The following is an 18,674-nucleotide window of genomic DNA, read 5'->3' as shown; positions in this document are numbered from 1 at the left end:
AGAGTAAAATTGCGTTGTTAATTCAATTGCGGACTAATTATGCATTATAAATACATCTTTGTTAAGTTGTTCCTGTTTTTGCTTGTTACAGAGTCCGCTTTAGCTGAAATCAGTGTGACAGATAACCGGGGCCGGGTGCTTGATCTTGCTCAACCGGCGCAGCGGGTGGTTTCACTGTCACCGCACATCACCGAAAACCTGTTTGCGGTCGGAGCAGGGCCACAAGTTGTCGGCGTCACCAGCCATAGCGATTACCCTGCCGAAGCCCTTGAACTGCCGGTTATCGGTAATTATGAATCCCTCAATATTGAAGCGATTATCGCCCTGCAGCCGGATCTGGTAATCGGCTGGCCGGACGGTAATCCCCGGATTCAGTTGGAACGGCTCGAAGCGCTGGGGCTTCCTGTTTATTATTCGGATCCGCACCTGCTGAAAGATATACCCGCTAATTTACGTAGCTTTGGTATCCTGACTGGCCGTAGTGAGGGTGAAGCATTAGCGCAACGGTTTGATTTCAGGCTGGCTGAGTTGCATAGGAAGTACGCGGGACAGGCGTCGGTGCGGGTGTTTTACCAGCTCTGGAATAAACCGTTGATGACAATAAACCACAGCCAGTTAATTGATCAGATAATAAGCCTGTGCGGAGGACAAAACCTGTTTACCGGGCATGCCGAACCGGTCCCCCGATTAAGCGTCGAGTCGGTACTGTCAGTTGATCCCGAAGTGATCCTGACGGGTAGGAAAAATATTCCACAGGACTGGGCCGAACAATGGCAGCAGTGGCATACGCTTAGTGCCGCTAAGAGCGATCAGTTCTATCAGCTCAATGAAGATCTGCTGTACCGGCCGACCATGCGGATTCTGGATGGTGCCGAAGCGATGTGTGATACGTTGCAGAATGTCAGGGAAAGCCGGTAGCCTTCATAAGGTGATATCAACATAACGTATCTGAATTGGTTGCAAGAGTCCGATATGCACGCTCAGAAGTATCGGATCAGACATGCAGGCATTTTTTAAAATTGCTCCAAACGGAGCGGGAGAGGCAAATGGATAACCGGGTGATCACCATTGATCTGCTTCGCCATGGCGCAACAGAGGGCGGCCCGATCTATCGGGGTACAACCGATTCTGCCCTGAGTGCAGAAGGCGCCAGGCAGATGAAGCAAACGGTTAGCGATTTCAGCTCAGCTTCGGTCTGGCAGAAAGTGTTTAGCTCACCACTGCAGCGTTGTAGTGGTTTTGCCCAGAATTTCGCTACGGCAGGAAATGTGCCGTTGATGCTAGATCAAAACCTGAGGGAGATCGATTTCGGGGATTGGGAAGGGCGTGATGTCAGTGCTGTATGGCGTGATTTTCCGCAACAGGCCGAGGCTTTCTGGCGTACCCCGGAAGAGAATCCTCCGCCGGGTGGGGAGACTATTGCTGAGCTTCAGTCCCGCATAGCTGAATTTTTGGATCAGGTGCTGGCTGGTGAAGATGACAATCTGCTGGTGGTGAGTCACGGCGGAGTAATTCGTGGGATTCTGGCGCAAGTGTTGCGGCTGCCGTCGTCTAGCTGGTCGACTCTGCAGCTGGACCATGCCAGTCTGAGCCGGATCCAGCTGGGATTTGATAATGAACAGGGCGGTGATGACGGCAAAGGCTGGGCATCAGTGGCGTTCATTAACTGGTTACCCGGTCGATGATCTCTGTTGTGGCCAACCGGTTTTCTGGCTTACTCAGTTAGCCCTTTAAAGAATGATTCAGTATTTTTTAACGCTTTCTTGCTCGCTTCAACGGCTGTTTCGGCTCCTGATTTAGTACTGCAGGCGGCGCGGGCGGCAACGCATTTTGATTTGCATCCGGTGATAGCAGCGTCATCCCCCAGGTGTTTTACTTCACACTTAGTGTTGCACCAGGTTTGCTCATCGGAACAATCGGCTAATGCTATCGGTGATAGTAGCAAAGCGGAGAGTAGAATCAGAATGGATCGCATGGGGTTGGTATCTCTTAACAGGTTTACGGGGTTGCTGGCTTACCAGGTAATTGGCTGCCAAAGAATTTCCTGGCCGTTATTTTAAACTGGTTTTCGCGGCTGCCAAAGAACTTCCTGGCCGTCGTTTCGCCGAGCCAGAACGCGCGCGGCAACAAATAACAGATCGGATAATCGATTCAGGTAAGCTGCGCCTTCAGGGTTGACCGTTTCTTCGTGGGCAAGTTCAACTATCCTGCGTTCTGCACGGCGACAGATGCTGCGTGCCTGATGGCATAGAGCTGCTGCACGGCTACCTCCGGGCAGGATGAACTCTTTCAGCGGTGGCAGTTCGCGGTTCAGATTATCGATCTGCTGTTCCATTTCTGCGATAACCTCAGCGGTGATCACCTTGTAGTTATCATCCGCTACTGCCAGTTCGCCACCCAGGTCGAACAGATCGTTCTGGCACTGTGTCAGAATTGACTTCAGCTCATCAGCCGCAGGCAGCTCCGCCAGCAACAGACCCAGCAAACAGTTAAGCTCATCGGTATCGCCCAGGGCTTCGATACGGGGATGATTCTTGGCTACTTTGGCACCGCTGGCCAGAGACGTAGTGCCTTTATCGCCGGTACGGGTATAGATTCGGGTCAGGCGGTTAGCCATAGATAGGGACTCCTGCTCAAATTCTCTTCAGAAAAATGGTAGCACAGATTGAATAATGCAAAGGCTATCAGAAGCAATAACCTACTGTAGATTCCAGATGACGGCCTGCAGCAGAAGATTAAACGACTTCAGGCCTGCTCTCAGGTTTTTTTATCGATCCTGTATATTTGTTTCCGGTTGGAGTTTCCTGACCTGCATCAGCAGTTGCTGGTTAGCGGGCACATCGATACCTGCTATAGCAGCTTGCTGGCAGAGAAACCCGGTGATTGAGTCGATCTCTGTCGGCCGCCGGTGCATGACGTCCTGTTGCATCGAGGAGCTGTTCCGGGCGGTGACGGTAGCTACATGGCAGGCTTGCTCTATCAGCGGCTTCTCAAATAGTGTTATCCCCAGTGCACGGGCAACCTGTTCCACCTCTGTACAGATTTCTGCCATCTCTTTGCGGTATTCAGGATTGGTAGCCAGCTCGCCATTTTTACAGTTAAAGATCGCTGTAAGTGGATTGATTGCACAGTTTATAGCCAGCTTGCGCCATAAAACCGGGATGATGTCCGGTTCGTGGATCAGGTTATCGATAGCCGGGCTGAGTTGCCGGAACAGGCCACTCATATTACCGTTCAGGGCGCCGATCCGGGTCTCGCCTTTACCCGCCTGGACAACCTGATAAGGGGCGCTTTGATAAGCGCCATCGGTGGTACTGCCGGCCCAGATATTCAGCTCCGGATTTTGCTGTGCCAAAGCTTCCTGCGGTCCCATGCCATTATGCAACAGCAGTATCCGGGCATCGGCCGATAAAAAAGGTTTGACGGTATTAAAGGCATCGACGGCAGCAAAGGCTTTGGTTGTGAGCAATAGGTTATCGATCCGGCCGGGATCGGAAACCAGCCGGGCATCGGCCGGGTATTGCTGCGTATCCTGTTCCTGATGTGCCGCCTGAGTTAGCGAGAGCTTACCGGTTTGTTGGAATGCAGCCAGTTTTTCACTGTTACGGAATAGCAGCGTAGTCGTAAAACCAGCCCGGTTGAGCATGCCTGCCCATAGCAGCCCGATGGCGCCGGCGCCCAGAATATGCCAGTGCATAAATTACCTGTTGAATCTGTTTTTGGGTGTAGGTGTATCGCCATCATAACGGTATGATAGTGGCCATTAACAGGATTTATTTTTTAAGGTTTCTGCACGGCAAATCTCAGTGCCCGACAAGCAGAACCAATATATTGATTAGGAGTTAAGGCGATGCCTTCATTTGATATTGTTTCTGAACTGGATATGCATGAAGTCAATAACGCAGTTGATCAGGCCTCACGGGAACTGGGTACCCGTTATGACTTTAATAAAGTCGAGGCCAGCTTTGAACTGTCCGGTGAGGTGATTACACTGAACGCGGAGGTTGATTTTCAGCTGCAGCAGATGCTGGATATCCTGCGTAACAAACTGGTGGCTCGCAAGATCGATATTAAGAGTATGGATATAGGCGATGCCCATACCGCGAATATGCGTGCCCGGCAGCTGGTCAATCTGAAGCAGGGGCTGGATCAGCCGCTGAGCAAGAAAATTATCAAACTGATCAAAGATGCCAAACTGAAGGTCCAGACGCAGGTGCAGGGCGAGCAGGTGCGGGTAACCGGTAAGAAACGCGATGACCTGCAACAGGTGATGGCGCTGCTGCGTGAAGCTGATCTGGAGCTGCCATTGCAGTTCAATAACTTCCGTGATTAACAGAGCCTGGTAAACTGCCTGCGATCAGGAGTCTGTGACTGGCTCCTGAACCTCCTGTTTCTCACTAGTCTTTTGTTTTACCCGGGCCGCCATCCATACCAGTATCAACACTGGCAATCCCAGTAGCGCCACCCCGGTGAAGAACCAGATATAACCGAAGTTATCGACAAAGCCCCCCGAGAACCCCCCAAGGAATTTAGGCAGCAATAACATTACCGAGCTGAACAGGGCGTATTGTGTCGCTGAATACTGAATGTTGGTGAGGCTGGAAAGATATGCAACAAAAGCGGCAGTAGCGATACCGCCACTGAGATTATCCAGTGAGATCACTATGGTCAGTACAAAGGTGTCATGGCCCACCATTGCCAGCCAGGCAAACAGCAGGTTAGTCAGTGCAACCAGCAGTGCTCCGCTAAAGAGGATCTTCATGACTCCAAAGCGGTTGACCAGAATGCCGCCAATACCGGCACCGACAATGGTCATTACTACGCCGTAAACCTTAATGATCTTGCTAATCTCTTCCTTGGTGAAGCCCATATCTACATAGAAAACGTTAGCGATAATCCCGAGGATAACATCTGAGATCCGATAGCAGCTGATCAGCGCCAGAATAATAATAGCCTGCATGCCATAGCGACTGGTAAAGTCCCTGAAGGGACAGAATATGGCGATATACAGCCATCCAAGAAAACGTGATAGCCCGTGCGGCAGATGAGCCATCCTCTCACTGAACTCGATTACTTTCTGCTGTTGTTCCAGTGTCTCCTGATCCATCTCCACGGGTTGCGGTTCTGAGATGATTAAACTGGTTACTAAACCCACTCCCATCAGGGCGGACATGCACAGGTAAGCGGTACGCCAGGCATCGACAGAGTAAGCATCTGCAATGGGTGATGCCCAGGCTGCAACGACCAGAGCACCGGCTCCGGCAACAATCATTGCGATACGGTAACCCGCCATATAAGTGGCGGCCATCGCGGCCTGCAGACGTTCCCCAGCGGACTCTATGCGGTAGGCATCGATTACAATATCCTGAGTGGCAGAACTGAAGGCAACGAGCAGTGCCAGCAATGCCATCAGCTTAAGATTTTCAAGTGGATTAGAGAATGCCAGTCCGGACAAGCTCAGAATTAGCATTACCTGAGCCAGTACCAGCCAACTACGCCGCCTGCCCAACAGGGGGGAGAGCAGCGGGATAGATAAGCGGTCGGTGAGTGGTGCCCAGATCCATTTAAAACCGTAGGCCAGACCCACCCAGGAGAAATAAGTAATCAGGCTGCGTTCAACACCTGCTTCACGTAGCCAGAATGACAGAGTTCCGAAAACCAGAAGCAGGGGCAGGCCGGAAGAAAAACCGAGAAAGAAAAGTGTGATAGCCCTTGGATGTAGATAGATTTTACTGGACTCAAGCCAGGATTCTGATCCGGATTGCGTGGGTGACATCAGCGATTCCTTCAATAATTGAATCGCCATTGTCCCTTTCATCGACAGCAGAGGCAATATTATCTGTTGTCTAACTCGCAGCTAAATCCAAACGCATAAAGCAATGGCATTCTTGATGTGGTTTCATACACTTTAATAGTTCCGACTTTGTAGAGAGGAAGATTATGGAAAGTTTTCTCAATGCTATGCCAAAAGCAGAGCTTCACCTTCATCTGGAGGGTACCCTGGAGCCTGAATTGATGTTCCAGTTCGCTCAGCGTAATGGGATTACTCTGCCCTATGAGACCGTAGATCAGCTGCGTGAAGCCTATGACTTTGGTAACCTGCAGGACTTTCTTGATCTTTATTACCAGGGCGCTGAGGTGCTGCAAACCGAGCAGGACTTCTACGACCTGACCTGGGCCTATATCGAACGCTGTAAAGCGCAGAATGTTATCCACATCGAGCCGTTTTTTGATCCCCAGACCCATACTGACCGCTCGGTGCCATTCGCAACGGTGATCAGTGGTATTAGCCGTGCCCTGCACGATGCTGAAATAAAGTACGGCATCAGCTCTGGTCTGATTATGTGCTTCCTGCGTCATTTGAGCGAATTAGAGGCACTGAATACCCTGCATCAGGCTGAACCCTACCTCGATAAAATTATCGGTATCGGGCTGGATAGCTCGGAACAGGGTCACCCACCGGCCAAGTTCGAGCGGGTATTCGCTAAAGCCCGTTCTATGGGGTTGCTAGCAGTAGCCCACGCGGGCGAAGAAGGCCCTGCACAAAATGTAATCGATACGCTGGACCTGTTAAAAGTAGACCGCATCGATCACGGTGTTCGCGCAGCTGAAGATGCCGCGCTGATGCAGCGACTGGCTAAAGAGAAAATGGCCTTAACTGTATGCCCGCTGTCTAATACCCGGTTGCGGGTGTTCAATGATATGAGCCAGCACAATATTTTGCAGATGCTGGAACAGGGGCTGAAGGTTACTGTGAACTCCGATGATCCGGCGTATTTTGGTGGGTATCTGACGGAGAATTTTATTGCCCTTGAGCAGGGGCTGGGTATGACCCGCGAGCAAGCTGTTCAGCTAGCGGCGAATAGTTTTGAATATAGTTTTGCCAGCCGGGAGCGCAAATCAGAGATGAAGAAACTGCTACAGCAGTTCAGCGCAGGCCAGTAGGAGGGGCGCCCTCGCCGCGATAAATGTCAGTTCCTATGGTAGTTCATCGCCGCGAGGGCGCGCCTCCTACAAGAATCGTTGATGCCATCTCTATTTTTTGATTATCTTAGAGTTTCTAAACATCGTTTCCGCCTTTATTGGCGGGTCAAGATCATTAAGCGGCCAAAGGTCTTAACAACCTATGCTCATCCTGAGGGAGGTGTTGGGTTACGCTTCGCTAACCCAACCTACGAATCTTACGAGGTGTGGAGTGGGAAGGAGCAGGAGAATTTGAAAAGAAGGCTTTTCCGCTTTTTCTAGCCACTAGCTGTAAGTACTAAGGAGGTTGTTCACACCGGATAAATTAAGGATGCTGGTTATCGCCACTTGAAGTTGATGGCGCTTTAAAACCAAAAAAGCCGGCATCACAGCCAGCTTTTTCAATCATCAAATCTTGCAGATTAGATTCTCAACGCGCCATCAACTTCGATGCACCGACCACTTACATAGTCATTCTGCATGATGAAGGTAACGGTGTTCGCGATCTCCTGAGGCTTGCCCAGACGCTTAGCAGGGATACCCGCCTCGATCTTTTCCCGTGCTTCAGCCTTCATGCTCATTACCATCTCAGTACCGATGTAACCCGGTGCGATGGATGCAGCGCGGATGCCGTAGCGGGCTAGTTCTTTCGCCCAGGTAACAGCCATTGCTTCTACGCCTGCTTTAGTTGCAGTGTAGTTAGTCTGGCCCATGTTGCCGTGACGGGAGATAGACGAGATGTTGATAATGCAGCCTTCGGTGCCCAGATCTATCATATGTGCAGCAGCTTCACGTCCACACAGGAAAGTGCCGGTCAGGTTGACGTCCATTACCAGGTTCCACTGGTCCATACTCATCTTCTTGACTACTTTGCCGGTTTCGCGGTCAACTTTCAGGAACAAGCCGTCACGGGTTACGCCAGCATTGTTTACCAGGCCATTCAGCGTGCCGAAGTCAGCAACAACATCGTTGAACAGCTTTACAACGGAATCTTCTTCAGCAACGTTTGCGATATAGCCACGAGCTTCTACGCCGTACTCCATACACATACCAACGGTTTCATCCAGGCCAGCCTGATCCAGATCGGCCAGTGCCAGTTTGGCACCCTGTTGCGCCAGCTCCAGAGCCATTGAACGACCCAGACCACGGCCACCGCCGGTGATAACGATTACTTTATCTTTCAATTCCATCGTTTTACTACCTTATATTCAATTTTTCGTTTTAGTTATTATCACTGTTGTTGTGCAATGCAACAAACGCTGTATAAGAACTTATAACGCTTCTGCGTAAAAGTCTACAACCCTACTGGGGGATATGGGTAAATCTTATAAATACAAAGAGTTAGAGTATATATGTAAAAGTAGGTATATCGATAAGTGCCTGAAAGATAGGTGTTTTTATTGCAGGGCAGCAAAGCGGGTGGCGTACTATACTTTAGTCTGAATGTTGTGTTGGCGTAACGGGCTGAGGGCTTGAAAAGTCGGCTATACGCCCATAACTCCATTGATAATATAGATGTTTATCATAATCGGGTAATTGCAGCACGTAATCTGCCTGATCGTGAATTTTTTGTGTTTGTAGTAGTCTTACACTACTCAAACTGAGTTATGGCTTAGGCAGGTACCCCATGCGTTTCCTTTTTTTACTGTTCATTATTGTTCCTATCGTTGAGATCACCCTTCTGATTAACGTCGGGCAGGCGATCGGCGCCTGGAATACGGTGGGACTGGTGCTGTTGTCTGCCTTTATTGGCGTCAATATGTTGCGTTACCAGGGGTTTTCTACTCTTAGCCGGGCGCAACAACGGATGAATGCCGGTCAGATTCCGGGGCGGGAGATGATCGAGGGGATCGTTCTGGCGGTCGGTGGTGCTCTGCTGCTGACGCCGGGATTTGTCACCGATGTGATCGGCTTTTTGTGCCTTATCCCATTTACCCGACAGCGTTTTGCCGATGCCCTGATGAGTCGCTTTACCATGGTGTCTATGCACCAGCATGGTGGTCAGACATTTGAAGGTGAAGCGGAATCTGTACATCGGGAAAGTCCGTTCCAGCAGTCCCGTCATTCTGTTCACCCGCCAAAAAAGGATGGTGATGTGATCGACGGCGAATATCGTCGCGAAGACTGAATTAAGCGTCTAATCCCTCCTTTTTTGATGTTATTTCCTAATTTTTTATCTGACAGCGTTGAAATGTACTTCGCTGCCCCCACCTAGCTAAACATCAAGCAATTAGAGCCAGTCTCTGACAGGCTTTGATAACCATAATAAATTATTTTTTTTGATCACGAAGATCAGGAGAGAGATTCAATGAAAATTCGTCCACTTCACGACCGTGTTGTAGTTCGCCGTAAAGAAGAAGAAGCAACGACTGCCAGCGGTATCGTTCTGCCGGGTTCAGCTACAGAAAAGCCGAATCAGGGTGAAGTTCTTGCAATCGGTACTGGTCGTATCACCAGCACTGGTGAGATTCAGGCGCTGGCTGTTAAGGTTGGTGATACCGTTCTGTTCGGTCAGTACGCCGGTTCTAACACTGTTAAAGTTGACGGTGAAGAGCTGCTGATCATGAACGAAAGCGATATCTTCGGTGTTCTGGAAAGCTAAGCGCTGCTGTTCCGGTATTAAGAATTTCAGATTGAATTTGAGACAGGATTTTTGAAAATGGCTAAAGAAGTATTGTTTGGAAATGATGCGCGCGTGCGCATGCTGGATGGCGTAAACATTCTGGCTGACGCTGTTAAAACGACTCTGGGACCTAAAGGTCGTAACGTTGTTCTGGATAAAGCGTTCGGTGCTCCGACTGTTACTAAAGACGGCGTATCTGTTGCAAAAGAGATCGAGCTGACTGACAAGTTCGAAAACATGGGCGCACAGATGGTTAAGGAAGTTGCTTCCCAGGCCAACGATGTTGCGGGTGACGGTACGACTACAGCAACTGTTCTGGCTCAGGCGATTGTTAACGAAGGCCTGAAGTCTGTTGCTGCCGGCATGAACCCGATGGATCTGAAGCGTGGCATTGACAAAGCGGCTGCCGCTGTTGTTGAACAGCTGGGTGTTATGTCTGTACCTTGTGCCGACACTAAAGCGATCGCTCAGGTTGGTACTATCTCTGCTAACTCCGACACCCAGGTGGGTGACATCATCGCTGAAGCGATGGAAAAGGTTGGTAAAGAGGGTGTTATCACTGTTGAAGAAGGTACTGGTCTGGAAAACGAACTGGACGTTGTTGAAGGTATGCAGTTCGACCGCGGTTACCTGTCTCCTTACTTCATCAACAACCAGGACAGCATGAGTGTTGAGCTGGAAAACCCGTTCATGCTGTTAGTTGACAAGAAAATCTCCAACATCCGCGATCTTCTACCGGTACTGGAGCAGGTTGCTAAGACTTCCCGTCCGTTGCTGATCATTGCTGAAGACGTTGAAGGCGAAGCGCTGGCTACTCTGGTAGTTAACAACATGCGCGGTATTGTTAAGGTTGCTGCTGTTAAGGCGCCTGGTTTCGGTGATCGTCGTAAGGCGATGCTGGAAGATATCGCTACCCTGACTGCTGGTACTGTAATCTCTGAAGAGATCGGCCTGAACCTGGAAGGCGTGACTCTGGAACAGCTGGGTCAGGCTAAGCGTGTAACTATCACTAAAGACAACACTACTGTTGTTGACGGTGTTGGCGAAGCGGCTGTTATCGAAGCTCGTGTTCAGCAGATCCGTGCGCAGATGGAAGATACCTCTTCTGACTACGACCGTGAGAAGCTGCAGGAGCGTGTTGCTAAGCTGGCTGGCGGTGTTGCGGTAATCAAGGTTGGCGCTGCGACTGAAGTTGAAATGAAAGAGAAGAAGGCCCGTGTAGAAGATGCTCTGCATGCGACCCGCGCTGCTGTTGAAGAAGGCGTAGTGCCTGGCGGTGGTGTTGCGCTGATCCGTGCTATGGATAACGTTGGCGAGCTGAAAGGCGAAAACCACGACCAGAGTGTTGGTATCGAAGTAGCTTTCCGCGCCCTTGAAGCGCCTCTGCGCCAGATCGTTGGTAATGCTGGTGAAGAAGGTTCTGTAATCGTGGCTAATATCCGTGAAAAGGGTAAAGGCAACTTCGGTTATAACGCTGCTTCCGGTGAGTATGGCGACATGATCGAGATGGGTATCCTTGACCCTGCGAAAGTAACCCGTTCTGCACTGCAGGCTGCGGCTTCTGTTGCTGGTCTGATGATCACTACTGAAGCGATGATCGCTGATGCGCCATCTGAAGGCGGTGCTGCTGGTGGTATGCCTGATATGGGCGGCATGGGTGGTATGGGCGGCATGGGCGGCATGATGTAATCATCCTCCCTCGCAATTAGAAAAGCCGGCTTTTATGCCGGTTTTTTTGTGTCTGACAGAAATAATAACGTTTTCTTCTGATATTGAGTTGTTTGAATTGTGTGTGCGTAAATATCTGATAAATAGGGTGTTTATATTTCGCATACGGATACGGTATAGGGCTAGTCACTATTTCGATTGGTCAAACAGTCGGCTTTCGCTAGGCTGTTATGCTGTAACGGGAGTCACACCCCAACAATAACAATGACAGGAACTTTCTGATGATGAAAAAAACTGCGACCTTGCTAGCCGGTGCTCTGCTGGGTCTGTCTGCGATGGCGACTCAGGCTGAAACACTGAAGATGGCCTACGACTCTGATCCGGTTACTCTGGATCCGCATGAGCAGCTGTCCGGTGGCATGCTTCAGTTGTCCCACATGACATTCGATCCCCTGGTTCGTTGGGATCTGAATATGGGCATCGAAGCGCGCCTGGCAGAAAAATGGGAGCGGATTGATGACCTGACGATGCGTTTTCACCTGCGCCAGGGCGTTAAATTCCATTCTGGTAATGAGCTGACTGCCAAGGATGTTGAGTTTACTTTCAAGCGTTTGCAGAACTCCCCGGATTTCAAAGGCATTTTCACTCCATTTAAAGAAGTTCGTGTGATTGATGATCATACTTTTGATCTGGTTACCAACGAGCCATTCCCGCTGATTCTGAACAACGCGACTTACATCTTCCCGATGGACAGCAAGTTCTATAGCGGTGAAGACGAGAACGGCAACGCTAAGGATATGCTGGTTAAGCATGGTAACTCTTTTGCATCCCGTAACATCTCAGGTACCGGTCCTTACACGATCTCTTATCGTGAACAGGGTGTGCGTACTGAATTTAGCCGTAATGCTGATTACTGGGATGGCGCTTCCAAAGGTAATGTCGATAAGATCGTACTGACACCGATCAAAGAGGCTCCGACCCGTGTTGCTGCGCTGTTGTCTGGCGATGTCGATTTCATTATGCCGGTTCCACCTGCAGACCATAAGCGTATCGGCGGTAATTCCGAGGTTGATCTGGTGACAATGCCGGGTACCCGTATCATCACCATGCAGATGAACCAGGAACGCGTTGAGCAGTTTAAAGACGTTCGTGTGCGCCAGGCTATTGTGCATGCGATCAATCAGGAAGGTATCGTTAAGAAGATCATGCGTGGCTTCGCAACCCCTGCCGCACAGATGAGCCCTGAAGGTTACCTGGGATACAATGCAGCACTGACGCCGCGTTACGATCTGAAGAAAGCTAAGCAGTTGATGAAAGACGCCGGTTATGAAAAAGGCTTCACTGTGACTATGATGGCGCCGAATAACCGTTACGTGAACGACGCCAAGATCGCTCAGGCGGTGGCTTCAATGCTGGCTAAGATCAATATTACTGTTGATTTGAAGACGATGCCGAAAGCGCAGTACTGGCCAACTTTCGATGAGCGCGCTGCGGACATCATGATGATCGGCTGGCACGCGGATACTGAAGACTCAAATAACTTCTTCGAATTCCTCACCGCTTGTGCGGATAAGGAAAGTGGGTTGGGTCAGTACAACAGCGGTAACTACTGTAATCCTGAAGCGGATAAGCTGATGGCACAGGCAAATACTGAAACTGATGCGGCTAAGCGTGCTCAGATTATGCAACAGGTTGAACAGATGCTGTATGACGATGCTGCTTACATCCCGCTGCACTGGCAGAACCTGGCCTGGGGCGCCCGTACCGGTGTTGATATCGCACCTGTTGTAAACAAGATGAACTTCCCATATCTGGGTGACCTGGTTGTTAAAAAGTAACCAGTAATCCCTGACTGCTACAGTCAGAAAAGGGCCCCCACTGTGGGGCCCTTATCTGCATCTTCCTACCATCGCACAATGATGGGTCAGGTCTGAATGGCTGCGAATAGTCTATATTCGAAGTTCGTTCTGTCAGTAAATCGATATATTGCAGTGAGTTTTACCTCTCTGAATCATACATCAAGGCACAAAGGCTGAGAGACTATGTTAGCTTTTTTAATAAAACGATTGGCACAAGCTGTCGTGGTTATGTTTGTAATCAGCATAATCAGCTTTTCAATCCAGGATAATCTGGGCGATCCCCTTCGCGAGCTGGTAGGTCAGTCCGTATCTGAAGAGGAGCGTCAGGCGCTACGCGATGAGATGGGGCTGAACGATCCCTTTTTTGTTCAGTATATGCGCTTTGCCGGTAATGCGTTGCATGGCGACCTGGGCACTTCGTATTTCTTTAAAGAGCCTGCATTGGATGTGATCCTGAAGAAGTTGCCGGCAACTTTAGATCTGGTGTTCGGTGCGACCCTGATTATTATCGGTTTTTCGGTGCCTTTGGGTGTCTATGCTGCGATCAATCCCCGCAGTATGTTCTCTAAACTCGTTATGGGCTTCAGTACCGTGGGTATCTCGGTGCCGGTATTCCTGACCGGTATCGGACTTATCTACCTGTTCTCGATTGAGCTGGGCTGGATGCCTTCCTTCGGCAGGGGAGATGTGGGCCATATTTTTAGTTTCTGGGACACGGCGTTTCTGACCAGTGATGGTCTGGCGCATCTGGTCCTGCCTTGTTTTACCCTGGCTTCAATCATGTTGCCATTGTTTATCCGTCTGATCCGTTCCGAAATGATGGAAGTGCTGCAGTCGGAATATATTAAATTTGCCTGGGCCAAAGGCCTGGCGCCGAAGCGTATCTATTATCTCCATGCGCTGAAAAATACCATGTTGCCGGTTATAACCGTGGGTGGTGTACAGATCGGTACTATGGTGGCGTATACCATACTGACTGAAACTGTATTCCAGTGGCCGGGCATGGGATTCCTGTTCCTCGAGGCGGTTAACCGTGTCGATACGCCGCTGATTGTTGCTTATCTGATAGTAGTTGGCGCGATCTTTGTAATTACCAACACCATTGTCGATCTGATCTATGGTCTTGTGAACCCGACCGTTAAGCTATTCGGGGGTAAATGAATATGAGTGCAATTGTAGAAGAACAAACCGTATCGAACTGGCAGCGTTTTCGTCAGTCACACTTTTGGCATAGTTTCTGTATTGATAAGGTCGCCCAGATCAGTTTTCTGGTGTTTGTGGCCTATGCCGTTATGGCTTTGCTTGCGCCACTGATGGCGCCGTTTGATCCTTATGATCCGGGGTCTATCGATATTATGAACTCAGAGCTGCCACCGAGCTGGCAGGAAGAGGGCGATGCCGCATTCTGGCTGGGCACCGATGCTCAGGGCCGGGATCTCTGGTCGACTATTCTCTATGGCACCCGGGTGTCGCTGATGATCGGTATCTGTGCGGTAATGTTGCAGGCGTTTCTGGGTATTTGTATCGGTCTGGTGGCTGGTTATGTTGGCGGTAAGGTCGATAGTCTGCTGATGCGTCTGGCCGATGTGCAGCTGTCTTTTTCAACCATGATGGTGGCGATCATTGTACTGGCGGTGTTCCAGGCGACATTCGGCACCCAGTTGTATCAGGAACTGGCGATGGTGATGCTGATTCTGGTTATCGGTATTGCCGAGTGGCCGCAGTATGCCCGAACCGTTCGGGCCTCAGTGCTGGCAGAAAAAGAGAAAGAATATGTCGATGCTGCGCGGGTTATGGGTCTGCGTGCGCCACGCATTATGTTCCGTCATATTTTACCAAATACCTTGTCACCGATTCTGGTTATCTCAACGGTACAGGTAGCAAATGCGATTATTTCCGAAGCAGCACTGTCCTTCCTGGGGCTGGGAATGCCGGTTTCACAGCCATCCCTGGGCTCACTGATCTCCAGTGGTTTTGAGTATATATTCTCTGGTTCCTGGTGGATTACCGTGATTCCAGGTCTTGTTCTGATCGTGTTGGTTCTGGTTATGAATCTGCTGGGTGACTGGCTCCGCGACGTGCTTAACCCGAAACTGTACAAGGGGTAATCTGATGGCTTTATTAGAAGTAAATAACCTTGAAGTCTGTTTCGGCTTGCGTAAGGGCGAAGTGAAAGCCCTGCGTAATATCGATTTCAAAATTGAGCGTGGCGAGCGTATCGGTATCGTTGGTGAATCCGGTGCCGGTAAGTCGGTGTTGGGTTTCTCGATCATCAACCTGATCTCCCAGCCCGGATATGTCTCCCAGGGCGAAGTGATGTTTGAAGGCCAGAATCTGGCGAAGATGAATCATCAGCAGCTGCGCAGCATTCGCGGCAATCGTATCTCGATGATCTTTCAGGACCCTATGATGACCCTGAATCCGGTACTGACTATCGGTGATCAGATGGTCGAGTGCCTGATGGAGCATCGTACTATCAGTAAAAAAGATGCCCGGAATATCGCCGTGCAGAAGTTGCAGCAGGTGTATATTCCGTCCCCTGAAACCCGGCTTGACCAGTACCCTCATGAGCTGTCTGGTGGTATGCGTCAGCGGGTGGTTATCGCCATCGGCCTGTTGATGGACCCGGATATCATCATCGCTGATGAGCCGACTACGGCGCTGGATGTAACTATTCAGGCTGAGATTATGGAGCTGATGCTGGAACTCTGTGAACGCAATAATGTGGCACTGATATTGATTACCCATGATCTGGGTGTTGTGTCTCAGGTTACCCAGCGTACTTTCGTTATGTATGCCGGCAGAATCATAGAGCAGGGGCCGACCAAAGAGATTATTAACGATGCTCAGCACCCCTACACTCAGGGATTGATTAATGCGTTACCGCAGATGGGTGTCCGGGGCCAGCGATTACATCAGATTCGCGGTGCGATGCCATCGCTGCAATCTGTTCCTGCCGGCTGTGCCTTCAGAGAGCGCTGTGACTACGCCATAGAAACCTGTGCTCATAATGTCCCAGGCTTTACTGAGTCGGGTGGTTGCAAGGTCGCCTGTCATATGGTGGCTGAGTTGAAGCGTGAAGAGCAGGCAGTGAAACTGGAAATTAAGGAGGCGGCACAGTGACAGTTCAACAAAATGAGTCTCTGCTGCAAGTCAGAGATCTGTATAAGCGATTTTCTATCTCTGGTGATTTTCTTGACCAGCTGCGTTTTGAAGGCGGTAAGATCAAGCGGCACCAGGAACACGTTCATGCGATTAATGGTGTTAACCTCGACATCCTTAAAGGTGAGGCGCTCTGTGTTGTCGGCGAGTCCGGCTGCGGTAAGTCTACCGTTGCGCGAACCGTTATGGGCTTGCTGAATCCGTCATCCGGTAGTATCAGTTACGAAGGTCAGCGCATAGATAATCTGTCCGGCAAGGCATTGATGCCTTACCGCAAAAAGATGCAGATGATCTTTCAAAACCCGTATGCATCATTGAATCCGCGGATGACCGTCAGCGAAACACTAGCCGAGCCGGTACAGTTCCATAATCCTGCATGGAGTCGTGCTGAAGTCCGGGATAAGGTGCATGAGGTGATGTTCTCTGTCGGGGTCGATCCGAGCTGGGGCGTCCGTTTCCCTCACGAATTCTCCGGTGGTCAGCGTCAGCGAATCAGTATCGCCCGGGCACTGGCGGTGGATCCTGAATTTATTGTTGCCGACGAGCCTATTTCCGCGCTGGATGTATCGATTCAGGCCCAGGTGCTGAATCTGATGATGGATGCACAGGAGCAACGGGATCTGACCTATATGTTTATCACCCATGATCTTTCGGTGGTTGAACATTTCGGTACCCGTGTCGCGGTAATGTATCTTGGTACGTTGTGCGAGTTAGGGACCAGCGAGCAGTTGTTTGATAGCCCGCGCCATCCTTATACTCAGGCATTGATGTCAGCGATACCAAAGCTGGCGGATGATCGTCCGAACCATATCAAGCTGCAGGGAGAGGTGCCGACCCCGGTCAACCTGCCGAGTGGTTGCGTGTTCCATGGTCGTTGCCCATATGCCAATGATCGCTGCAAAGAGGAAATTCCTCAGTTGATTGCAACCGATAGTGGAACTCAGGTTGCCTGTCATGCCGTCGAAGAGGGGCGTATTTGAGTCCAGTCTTATTAGTCGGGGAACAAGTTATAAAACTCCCTGGCTAATGTCTTATAGTTAAATGATCATAATTATTATGTGTGAGAGTTGTTCATGTTGACGGCATGAGATAACTGGATTTGATGAGTTATTGAGGACGGCAACGTTGTTCCTGTGAACCAGTTACAATTTACTGGTTTGGGATGTTAAGTCCTGGTGTTTATACATAGTCACTCTGGCGAGTGCCTTATAGTTAAATGATCATAATTTGAGTGAGTACTGTTGATGCTAACGGTAAGTACCGGCTTTGATGCCGGCAATATTGAAGTGGTTTCGTTGCAGGATAGCGCTGATATACAGCTGAATATCCGTAAAGATAACGGTTCCGACTTTTTTCAATGGTTTTACTATCGGCTGCAGGGCGGTGCAGGTCAGTTACTGCGTATGCGTTTGCTGAACGCCGCTGAAGCTGCCTATGTGGATGGCTGGGAAAACTATCAGGCGGTGGCTTCATATGATCGCCAGGATTGGTTCCGGGTACCAACCCGCTATGAAAATGGCGAATTAATTATCGAACATGAGCCGGAATCAAACAGCATTTATTACGCTTACTTCGCCCCCTACAGTTTTGAACGGCATCTGGACCTGCTAGCGTTTGCTGAACAGTCGCCGTACTGCCAGAGTCAGCATCTTGGCCAGACTTTGGATGGCAGAGATATCGAGGTGCTCAGAATCAGCGCCACGGAACAGCCGAAGAAAACATTCTGGGTGACCGCCCGCCAGCATCCTGGTGAGTCGATGGCTGAGTGGTTTGTTGAAGGCTTTCTGGAGCGTTTACTTGATGAGGATGATGCACTGGCCAGCAAGTTGCGCCAGCAGGTTGAGTTTTATGTGGTGCCTAATATGAACCCCGACGGATCGGTGCGCGGTCACCTACGGACCAATGCTGTTGGTGCTAACCTTAATCGCGAATGGGCCATGCCGACAGCAGAGCGTAGCCCTGAGGTGCTCTTCGTACGTAACATGATGGAGCAGACCGGGGTGGATCTGTTGCTTGATGTCCACGGTGATGAAGCGCTGCCCTGTAATTTTATTGCCGGTCAGATAGGCGTGCCGGGAGTATCCGACCAGCTTCTTGCTCAGGAACAACAGTTCGAGCTGGATCTGATGGCGGTTAACCCCGATTTTCAGATGGAACGCGGTTATGAACCGGGTAAGTTCGGCAGTGAAACGATGACCATCGCAGCTAACTGGATTGGCCATCGTTTTAACTGTCCATCGATGACCCTTGAGATGCCTTTTAAGGATTTTGACCTTCAGCCTGATCCTGAATTCGGCTGGTCTCCTGCCCGCTCTATACGCTTGGGCGAATCGGTACTGTATCCGTTTGCGGCCTGGCTTGATCGTTGCGATGATAGTTAAAATAAGTCCGGAACGAAT

The 18,674-nt window shown here is 50.2% G+C and carries 18 protein-coding genes; 13 read left to right on the top strand and 5 right to left on the bottom strand.

All coding sequences use genetic code 11. The features are described from left to right. Positions 1 to 39: 39 nt before the first annotated feature. On the top strand, positions 40 to 918 hold the full coding sequence (locus tag ACQUQM_RS14865) for a cobalamin-binding protein (RefSeq protein ID WP_432470676.1): 879 nt from the start codon (positions 40 to 42) through the stop codon (positions 916 to 918). Between the two features lie 128 nt (positions 919 to 1,046). Further along, positions 1,047 to 1,685: a histidine phosphatase family protein gene (locus ACQUQM_RS14860; RefSeq protein ID WP_432470675.1), complete on the top strand. Its 639-nt coding sequence runs from the start codon at positions 1,047 to 1,049 to the stop codon at positions 1,683 to 1,685. Between the two features lie 29 nt (positions 1,686 to 1,714). Here ACQUQM_RS14860 and ACQUQM_RS14855 read toward each other — a convergent pair whose 3' ends face one another. The 3 genes from ACQUQM_RS14855 to ACQUQM_RS14845 all read right to left on the bottom strand — a co-directional run bounded on the left by ACQUQM_RS14855 (position 1,715) and on the right by ACQUQM_RS14845 (position 3,697). Next, on the bottom strand, positions 1,715 to 1,975 hold the full coding sequence (locus ACQUQM_RS14855) for a hypothetical protein (RefSeq protein ID WP_432470674.1): 261 nt from the start codon (positions 1,973 to 1,975) through the stop codon (positions 1,715 to 1,717). 81 nt (positions 1,976 to 2,056) lie between these two features. Further along, positions 2,057 to 2,617 carry a cob(I)yrinic acid a,c-diamide adenosyltransferase gene (locus ACQUQM_RS14850; protein ID WP_432470673.1) on the bottom strand — a complete coding sequence of 187 codons (561 nt, stop codon included), beginning with the start codon at positions 2,615 to 2,617 and terminating at the stop codon, positions 2,057 to 2,059. A 150-nt stretch (positions 2,618 to 2,767) separates the two neighbouring features. Beyond that, a complete protein-coding gene (locus ACQUQM_RS14845) occupies positions 2,768 to 3,697 on the bottom strand; it encodes a ketopantoate reductase family protein (protein WP_432470672.1) in 930 nt (309 codons plus the stop codon). A 153-nt stretch (positions 3,698 to 3,850) separates the two neighbouring features. On the opposite strand from ACQUQM_RS14845, the gene ACQUQM_RS14840 reads away from it, so the two are divergent. Continuing rightward, positions 3,851 to 4,333 (top strand): YajQ family cyclic di-GMP-binding protein, encoded by a 483-nt coding sequence (locus tag ACQUQM_RS14840; protein WP_432470671.1) that lies wholly within the window; start codon positions 3,851 to 3,853, stop codon positions 4,331 to 4,333. A gap of 24 nt (positions 4,334 to 4,357) precedes the next feature. On the opposite strand, the gene ACQUQM_RS14835 is transcribed toward ACQUQM_RS14840, so the two are convergent. Then, positions 4,358 to 5,776, bottom strand: a complete 1,419-nt coding sequence (locus tag ACQUQM_RS14835; RefSeq protein ID WP_432470670.1) for an AmpG family muropeptide MFS transporter — start codon at positions 5,774 to 5,776, stop codon at positions 4,358 to 4,360. A gap of 164 nt (positions 5,777 to 5,940) precedes the next feature. Between ACQUQM_RS14835 and ACQUQM_RS14830 the strand changes: the two genes are divergently transcribed. Beyond that, entirely contained in the window at positions 5,941 to 6,945 is a 1,005-nt protein-coding gene (locus ACQUQM_RS14830; protein ID WP_432470669.1) for an adenosine deaminase, read from the top strand. Between the two features lie 440 nt (positions 6,946 to 7,385). Here the strand turns inward: ACQUQM_RS14830 and ACQUQM_RS14825 are convergent, their stop codons facing one another. Next, positions 7,386 to 8,153 carry an SDR family oxidoreductase gene (locus ACQUQM_RS14825; RefSeq protein WP_432470668.1) on the bottom strand — a complete coding sequence of 256 codons (768 nt, stop codon included), beginning with the start codon at positions 8,151 to 8,153 and terminating at the stop codon, positions 7,386 to 7,388. Between the two features lie 437 nt (positions 8,154 to 8,590). Between ACQUQM_RS14825 and ACQUQM_RS14820 the strand changes: the two genes are divergently transcribed. The 9 genes from ACQUQM_RS14820 (at position 8,591) to ACQUQM_RS14780 (ending at position 18,656) form a co-directional block, all read left to right on the top strand. Then, positions 8,591 to 9,091 (top strand): FxsA family protein, encoded by a 501-nt coding sequence (locus tag ACQUQM_RS14820; protein ID WP_432470667.1) that lies wholly within the window; start codon positions 8,591 to 8,593, stop codon positions 9,089 to 9,091. A 180-nt stretch (positions 9,092 to 9,271) separates the two neighbouring features. Further along, positions 9,272 to 9,565 carry a co-chaperone GroES gene (locus ACQUQM_RS14815; RefSeq protein WP_432470666.1) on the top strand — a complete coding sequence of 98 codons (294 nt, stop codon included), beginning with the start codon at positions 9,272 to 9,274 and terminating at the stop codon, positions 9,563 to 9,565. 57 nt (positions 9,566 to 9,622) lie between these two features. After that, on the top strand, positions 9,623 to 11,275 hold the full coding sequence (groL, locus tag ACQUQM_RS14810) for a chaperonin GroEL (RefSeq protein ID WP_432470665.1): 1,653 nt from the start codon (positions 9,623 to 9,625) through the stop codon (positions 11,273 to 11,275). Positions 11,276 to 11,538: 263 nt separating this feature from the next. After that, the gene (locus ACQUQM_RS14805; RefSeq protein WP_432474830.1) at positions 11,539 to 13,092 is read left to right on the top strand and encodes an ABC transporter substrate-binding protein; all 1,554 of its coding nucleotides are present in this window, start codon (positions 11,539 to 11,541) and stop codon (positions 13,090 to 13,092) included. A gap of 204 nt (positions 13,093 to 13,296) precedes the next feature. Further along, positions 13,297 to 14,274, top strand: coding sequence for an ABC transporter permease (locus ACQUQM_RS14800; protein ID WP_432470664.1), 978 nt, complete (start codon positions 13,297 to 13,299; stop codon positions 14,272 to 14,274). A 2-nt stretch (positions 14,275 to 14,276) separates the two neighbouring features. Continuing rightward, positions 14,277 to 15,221: an ABC transporter permease gene (locus tag ACQUQM_RS14795; RefSeq protein ID WP_432470663.1), complete on the top strand. Its 945-nt coding sequence runs from the start codon at positions 14,277 to 14,279 to the stop codon at positions 15,219 to 15,221. A 4-nt stretch (positions 15,222 to 15,225) separates the two neighbouring features. After that, positions 15,226 to 16,236 (top strand): ABC transporter ATP-binding protein, encoded by a 1,011-nt coding sequence (locus tag ACQUQM_RS14790; RefSeq protein ID WP_432470662.1) that lies wholly within the window; start codon positions 15,226 to 15,228, stop codon positions 16,234 to 16,236. Then, positions 16,233 to 17,255 carry an ABC transporter ATP-binding protein gene (locus ACQUQM_RS14785; protein WP_432470661.1) on the top strand — a complete coding sequence of 341 codons (1,023 nt, stop codon included), beginning with the start codon at positions 16,233 to 16,235 and terminating at the stop codon, positions 17,253 to 17,255. Before ACQUQM_RS14790 ends, ACQUQM_RS14785 begins: the two co-directional genes overlap by 4 nt. Positions 17,256 to 17,519: 264 nt before the next feature. After that, a complete protein-coding gene (locus ACQUQM_RS14780; protein ID WP_432470660.1) occupies positions 17,520 to 18,656 on the top strand; it encodes a M14 family metallopeptidase in 1,137 nt (378 codons plus the stop codon). Positions 18,657 to 18,674: the final 18 nt, after the last annotated feature.

The organism is Amphritea sp. HPY, from assembly GCF_050870985.1.
In the GTDB taxonomy this organism is placed as follows: Bacteria; Pseudomonadota; Gammaproteobacteria; order Pseudomonadales; family Balneatricaceae; genus Amphritea.
The sequence above is the reverse complement of the archived record's forward strand: the minus strand, read 5'-3'. Positions and strand labels throughout refer to the sequence as shown.

What these genes read in the sequence shown, in the direction of transcription:
- ACQUQM_RS14865 (WP_432470676.1), top strand. Translation starts at nt 40, where the DNA reads ATGCATTATAAATACATCTTTGTTAAGTTGTTCCTGTTTTTGCTTGTT.
- ACQUQM_RS14860 (WP_432470675.1), top strand. Translation starts at nt 1,047, where the DNA reads ATGGATAACCGGGTGATCACCATTGATCTGCTTCGCCATGGCGCAACA.
- ACQUQM_RS14855 (WP_432470674.1), bottom strand. Translation starts at nt 1,975, where the DNA reads ATGCGATCCATTCTGATTCTACTCTCCGCTTTGCTACTATCACCGATA.
- ACQUQM_RS14850 (WP_432470673.1), bottom strand. Translation starts at nt 2,617, where the DNA reads ATGGCTAACCGCCTGACCCGAATCTATACCCGTACCGGCGATAAAGGC.
- ACQUQM_RS14845 (WP_432470672.1), bottom strand. Translation starts at nt 3,697, where the DNA reads ATGCACTGGCATATTCTGGGCGCCGGCGCCATCGGGCTGCTATGGGCA.
- ACQUQM_RS14840 (WP_432470671.1), top strand. Translation starts at nt 3,851, where the DNA reads ATGCCTTCATTTGATATTGTTTCTGAACTGGATATGCATGAAGTCAAT.
- ACQUQM_RS14835 (WP_432470670.1), bottom strand. Translation starts at nt 5,776, where the DNA reads ATGTCACCCACGCAATCCGGATCAGAATCCTGGCTTGAGTCCAGTAAA.
- ACQUQM_RS14830 (WP_432470669.1), top strand. Translation starts at nt 5,941, where the DNA reads ATGGAAAGTTTTCTCAATGCTATGCCAAAAGCAGAGCTTCACCTTCAT.
- ACQUQM_RS14825 (WP_432470668.1), bottom strand. Translation starts at nt 8,153, where the DNA reads ATGGAATTGAAAGATAAAGTAATCGTTATCACCGGCGGTGGCCGTGGT.
- ACQUQM_RS14820 (WP_432470667.1), top strand. Translation starts at nt 8,591, where the DNA reads ATGCGTTTCCTTTTTTTACTGTTCATTATTGTTCCTATCGTTGAGATC.
- ACQUQM_RS14815 (WP_432470666.1), top strand. Translation starts at nt 9,272, where the DNA reads ATGAAAATTCGTCCACTTCACGACCGTGTTGTAGTTCGCCGTAAAGAA.
- groL (WP_432470665.1), top strand. Translation starts at nt 9,623, where the DNA reads ATGGCTAAAGAAGTATTGTTTGGAAATGATGCGCGCGTGCGCATGCTG.
- ACQUQM_RS14805 (WP_432474830.1), top strand. Translation starts at nt 11,539, where the DNA reads ATGAAAAAAACTGCGACCTTGCTAGCCGGTGCTCTGCTGGGTCTGTCT.
- ACQUQM_RS14800 (WP_432470664.1), top strand. Translation starts at nt 13,297, where the DNA reads ATGTTAGCTTTTTTAATAAAACGATTGGCACAAGCTGTCGTGGTTATG.
- ACQUQM_RS14795 (WP_432470663.1), top strand. Translation starts at nt 14,277, where the DNA reads ATGAGTGCAATTGTAGAAGAACAAACCGTATCGAACTGGCAGCGTTTT.
- ACQUQM_RS14790 (WP_432470662.1), top strand. Translation starts at nt 15,226, where the DNA reads ATGGCTTTATTAGAAGTAAATAACCTTGAAGTCTGTTTCGGCTTGCGT.
- ACQUQM_RS14780 (WP_432470660.1), top strand. Translation starts at nt 17,520, where the DNA reads ATGCTAACGGTAAGTACCGGCTTTGATGCCGGCAATATTGAAGTGGTT.